Origin of the sequence: Mycolicibacterium flavescens (genome assembly GCF_001722335.1) — a bacterium.
Taxonomy (GTDB): Bacteria; Actinomycetota; Actinomycetes; order Mycobacteriales; family Mycobacteriaceae; genus Mycobacterium; species Mycobacterium flavescens.
The window spans coordinates 1-2,909 of record NZ_MIHA01000052.1 but is presented as its reverse complement, the minus strand read 5'-3'; the positions used below and the strand labels follow the sequence as shown (position 1 = coordinate 2,909).

The 2,909-nt window shown below is 66.2% G+C and carries 1 protein-coding gene and 1 pseudogene; both read right to left on the bottom strand.

Translation table 11 applies throughout. The features are described 5' to 3' along the window. Nucleotides 1-196: 196 nt before the first annotated feature. Nucleotides 197-1,044 (bottom strand): annotated as a pseudogene (gene istB / locus BHQ18_RS28780) (IS21-like element helper ATPase IstB). Beyond that, nucleotides 1,041-2,402, bottom strand: coding sequence for a Mu transposase domain-containing protein (locus BHQ18_RS28775; protein ID WP_069417035.1), 1,362 nt, complete (start codon nucleotides 2,400-2,402; stop codon nucleotides 1,041-1,043). The pseudogene istB and the gene BHQ18_RS28775 overlap by 4 nt, the downstream one beginning before the upstream one ends. Between the last annotated feature and the right edge of the window lie 507 nt (nucleotides 2,403-2,909).

The window sequence follows — 2,909 nt, the reverse complement described above, 5'->3', positions numbered from 1 at the left end:
CAGAAGCGATGGACCATACGCTGGAAACCAGCCCTGAACGCCTTCGCGATCACCTTCGCCGACCGCATGCCGGGCAGCGAAACCACCTAACCGAAGATGCCGCTTACACCGTTAATCTGACGGACCCCCAATAGTGACGGCGCTCATCGAAAGTCTCCAGGTGTGCTCGTTGAAATTCCTCACCTGTGAGCAGCGGTCAGTGTAGTGGTTGGCGGGTGCCGGTGGTGGTGCGTCGCAGGGTTTCGGCGGCGTCGTGGTGATCGCGTAGTCGGTAGGACTGGCCGTCGAGGTTGATGACTACCGATCGGTGAAGGAGGCGATCGAGCATGGCTGCGGCGACGGTGGTGTCGCCGAGGATGTCGCCCCAGGCGCCGACTCCGCGGTTGGTGGTGATGACGATGCTCGTTTTCAAATATCGTTGGGAGACAACCTGAAACAGTGCCGATGCTGCTTCGGCGGGCAGTGGCAGGTAGCCGAGCTCGTCGATGACCAGCAGTGTGGGGCCGGCGTAGAAGCGCATGGTGGTGGCCCAGCGTCCTTCGATGGCGGCGCGGTGGCAGCGGGCGGCCAGGTCGGCGGCGGTGGTGAAGTATGTGCGGTAGCCGGCGTGGGCGGCTGCTCGGGCCAGTCCGACCGAGAGGTGGGTTTTGCCGGTCCCGGGTGGGCCGATGAGCAGGATGTTGGTCGCTGATTCAAGGTAGCGGCAGGTGCCCAGTTCGTTGATGAGCTTGCGGTCGATGCCGGCGGCGGCATCGACGTCGAAGTCGGCCAGCGTGGCCGGGGGGGTAGGCAGGCGAACCGTAGCCGTCCGGCCAGCCTTCGTGCGGTGCTGACGTCGACTTCCACGGCCAGCAGCCGCTCCAGGGCGACGGTGAGTGAGAGGTTTTCGGCGTTGGCTTGGTCCAGGACTGCAGGGAGGGCTTCGGCGGCGGCGTGCAGTTTGAGTTCGGCCAGATGCGAGCGCAACTGCTGATAGCGGCTGGCCGCCGCCGACGGGCCCTCAAGGGTGGCGGTGGTTTTTGGGGTGCGTGGGGTGGGTGTCATTGGATGGTCCTTCGCTGGGCGGCCCGCTCGTAGGCGGACAGGTCGATGACTGTGGAATCGGTTGCCGTGGCCACGCTTTCGGTGGCCACGGTGTTGGCGGTGGTGGTCCGGAGTAGTTGGGCGGCAGCAGCTTTGGCGGCTACACCGGGTGGGATGCGTTCCTTGCGGCGGTGCGGTCGGCCGGTCGTGGCGGTGGCCATGGCCGCGGTGTCCAGGGCGATGATGTGGCCGCTGTCGCGGACCATGAGTCCGAGGCCGTCTGTGGCGCGGTGGTGGCGGGCCACGACGACGCCGGTCATCGTGGCGATGTCGATGTACTGGCCACCGATGGGGTGGCTGACGGTGACCTGGGCGGCGGCCAACTCCGGTGGCACCGAGTAGCGGTTGCCGCGGTAGGACACCAGGGCTTGGCGTGACGCGGTTCGGGACTCGGACACGATTACCGGGTACGGCGTCACTGGTACCGGGGCCAGCGGCTCAGCTTTGGCGACCACGGCGACCGAGGAGCGCCCGTCGGTGGTGGCCCGGATCCGGGTGTCACCTCGCAGACGAGCGAAGCGGTCCACGCTGGCCTGGGCCGCCTCAACGGTCAGGTCGTCGGCCAGGGTGCGCCACCAGCGTTGCGCGGCAGTGTGATTGACCTTCTCCACGACACCTTTGCGGTTACCGCGTCGCGGTGGGCAGATCGCTACCGAGACGCCGTAGTGTTTGGCGACCCCGGCGAACGAGGCGGTCACCCGGCCCGAGCCTGGGTCGCAGACTGTGGCCATCCGGTCGAACCGCCAGATGCGGGTCAGCCCGCCCAAGCCGCGCACGATGCGGTCGATGGCGGCCACCAGGTGCGGTTGATCCATCGACGGTGAGAGCACCGCCCGCCACTTGCCCGAATGCGCCAGCGAGCCGACCAGCAGGAAAGCTTTCTTGCCCCATCCCCAGGATGCGGGTGGATCGGGCAATTCCAGCCAATCCCATTGGGTTTCCTCACCCGGCGGGTGCGCGATGACCGCGTTGGGCCGGTCTGCCGCGGTGCGGCAGGCCTCGCACGCCGGGCGCAGACTGCGGGTGCGGATGTTGCGGGTCAAGCTCTGATACGACAGCCCGAAGCCGAGGTCTTCGAGTTTGTCGAAGAGTGTGCGGGCCCACAGGTGCGGGTCCTCGACCAGTCGGGCGGTCACGTAGTCGACGAACGGCTCGAACGGGTCAGGGCCCGGCCGGGCCCGCACGCCGGGCTCGGTGTCGCCGGCCAGATACTTGCGGACCGTTTTGCGGTCGAAGCCGGTGTGACGGGCGATCGCAGAGATCGACCAACCACGTTTTCGTAGGGCGTGTACTTCCATGTCGTCCTCCCATGTGAGCATGAGAAAGCGGGCCTCCTTCGACACAGCTACTGGCGTCAGACACCAGCAGCATCGAGGGAGGCCCGCCCTTCTCGGCGGAGCCACACAGGTGGCGAATTTCGATGAGCCTCAGTGGGGAATTTCAGCGAGCGCGGTCAATAGACGTGCGTGTGCTGCCACGCCTCGACGAGGAACACACCGGTAGCGCTCTCACCGACAGTGCGCGTTATAAGGGCCGCCGCCGCTGTCAAGCCTCGCCAACCACGGCGACGACCGCGCGATACCTCCGGCTTCGTCTGCAAGTTCGCTGGCTGTCGACGACGTGTGCCGTGCGACTGGTGCTGCGAGCGCCGCGGGGCTTGCTGTGGGAGCCGTTTGGTCGTTGCCCATTTGGAGATGTCGTCTTGACGGCCCGGTGAGACGTAACTTACATTCTCTACAGCGGAGGACGCATCTGTTCAGCAGAATATCGAGTCAGTGTTGATGGTCTGGTCGAGGAGTTCGGTGTGATGAACGCGGTTGCGGTCG

What these genes read in the sequence shown, in the direction of transcription:
- BHQ18_RS28775 (WP_069417035.1), bottom strand. Translation starts at nt 2,402, where the DNA reads ATGCTCACATGGGAGGACGACATGGAAGTACACGCCCTACGAAAACGT.